Annotated in this window: 2 protein-coding genes; one reads left to right on the forward strand and one right to left on the reverse strand. The window is 61.9% G+C overall.

The window, feature by feature from the left end:
- Window positions 1–23 precede the first annotated feature (23 nt).
- Window positions 24–551, reverse strand: coding sequence for a helix-turn-helix transcriptional regulator (locus RLDS_RS30665; RefSeq protein WP_020818526.1), 528 nt, complete (start codon window positions 549–551; stop codon window positions 24–26).
- A 583-nt stretch (window positions 552–1,134) separates the two neighbouring features.
- Between RLDS_RS30665 and RLDS_RS30670 the strand changes: the two genes are divergently transcribed.
- Window positions 1,135–2,188: TonB-dependent receptor (locus RLDS_RS30670; RefSeq protein WP_236616778.1), on the forward strand; the 1,054-nt coding region annotated here is incomplete at its 3' end.

Below are 2,188 nucleotides of genomic sequence, written 5' to 3' on the forward strand. Positions count from 1 at the left end.
ACCGTGGGTCAAGTTGAACAGGTTCAGTTGGAGACGAGCCGCGTCAGCGCTTCCGCGATGCCGAGCCCCAGGAAAACGACGATGACCAAGGCGACGAGAATTCCCACCATGATCATGACGCGCGCCTGAATGCTGTGATCGTGTCTCCATCCGTCCCGGAACGGCAGGAAGAAGTCCCTCGATCCCTGGCCGGCGCCGAAGGTGGGCGCCGCACTGTCGCTCAGCTTCAGGACCGGTTCGGGATCGCCGTCCGGAAAGTCGGATGGCACCAGCGTCGGCGGCGAGGGAACCTGCACCGAGTCATATGTGATCCGGTCATATAGCTGTTTGAGACGCGCGTAGATGAGAGCTGCCTCGTCGCGATTGGCCGCGCCGAGGATGATCCGGGCAGCGGTGATGCGCTGGTCCACGGTCGGCTTGGAAATTCCGAGGATCCGAGCGATCTCTTTCGAGGTCTTACGCTCGATGAGCAGGTCGAGACAGGCGCGCTGCTTTTCGGTCAGGCGCAGCCAGCGTGCCAGGTCGTCATCTTCGTGCATCGTCATCGACATCACCGTCTTCGTTCTCGCCGAGGAGCGATCATAGGGGTGGCGCGAGGCTGCGCGGTCCCGCTGACGGCTTCGGGCAGGCCCGTCCGGAAGGATGCGTTCGACAAGACATGGCGGCGACGTAATCCGATTTTGCTCCTGATCGCCACCCCTTGGCATGTGAGCAAAGCCATGATGGCTCGTGCGGGTGCGCAAGAGACCGAGAACGCGCCATCGGCGGTGAGGCCTGACAAGCGGCTCCCCCGATGCACAGGCGGAAAGACCTTTTGTCGGCCATTCATCGGCTATTTCTTCCCGCCGCAAAGGCTATGGGTCGACTATTCAAGATTCCCCCCTTCGAATTCTCGGGCAATGCGACCGTCCCGGTTCGCATCATTGACGATAGTCAAGTTGCGAACAAGATTTGCTGTAGCCTCTCCAGCTACGCTCCCCAAAGCGGGTCTGGTCTCGCCGTCACCGCAAAAAGTCACGGATTGCACGGGCTGAAACACAGGTCGCGCGGGCAATCGCCGAACCTTTCATCAATCCTGTTGCAAGCGGGCGACGCCTTTATCTACTGGCGAAGGATTTGCTTTGGGGGGCCATCGTGGTGCGTTGTTTGTTGTGGGGAGTGGTGGGTCTGGCCGCTCTGTCTTGGAGTGGCTTTGCGCGTGCGCAGGAGCGCCATGTCGGCACCTACTCCGAAATCATCGTGACAGGGGAGAAAGCACGGAGATCCCTGCAGGACACGCCCAGCAGCGTGGCCGTGACCACCGCTCGGCGCATCGAGGAGGAGAATCTGTTATCACTCCAGGAGGTGTACGCGCGCACGGCGAATGTGACGGAGACGTTCAGCGCCGGCGGGTTCACTATCCGAGGCATCGCCGACCGCGGGATCATGGGCGGCGAGGGGGCAGCTCTCGCCACGATATTTGTCGATGGAGCTGCCGTGCCGGCCGCCATGGTTCATGCGTCGCCGGCGGATATGTGGGACGTCCGCCAGGTCGAGATTATGCGAGGCCCACAGTCGACCTTGCTAGGGCTGAACGCCCTGGCCGGGGCGGTCATCATGCGGACAGCCGAACCGACAATGGAATGGGAGCTGCGCGCTCGCGCCATGATAACGGACGCCGATGAGACGCAGTTCGCCGCCGCGCTGGGCGGTCCGATCGTATCCGGAGAGCTCGCATTCCGCGTCAGCGTGGAAAAGCGAGACGCCGACGGATTTACCTGGAATCCGACACGGCGCGCGCACGAGAATCCTCTTGATACGACCCAGGTCCGAGCAAAGCTCTTGTGGACGCCGACGGCCGTTCCGGGCTTCGAGGCGCGGTTCGGCTACACGCGCTATGACCGCTACAGCGGCTATTCGTTCAGCTTCACCGATACGTCTGTGCCCGACTTTTTCGACCGTCGGTGGAACTTCTCCGACAGTCCTAACGACAGTGAGGCGAGCACCGATATCGCGACCGCGGATCTGCGCTTCGATTTGGGCGCAGGTCTCTCCCTGACGGCGATCACGGCCTTCAATGAGATTAGCGAGTTCAATCGCTCCGACAACGACATGACGGCCGCCGATGGGGGCGCCTACGACCAGCAGAATCGCTATCGGACGTTCTCCCAGGAACTCCGGCTGAACTATGAGGGGGATCGCCTCAGCG

Origin of the sequence: Sphingobium lactosutens DS20 (assembly GCF_000445105.1) — a bacterium.
Classification (GTDB): Bacteria; Pseudomonadota; Alphaproteobacteria; order Sphingomonadales; family Sphingomonadaceae; genus Sphingobium; species Sphingobium lactosutens.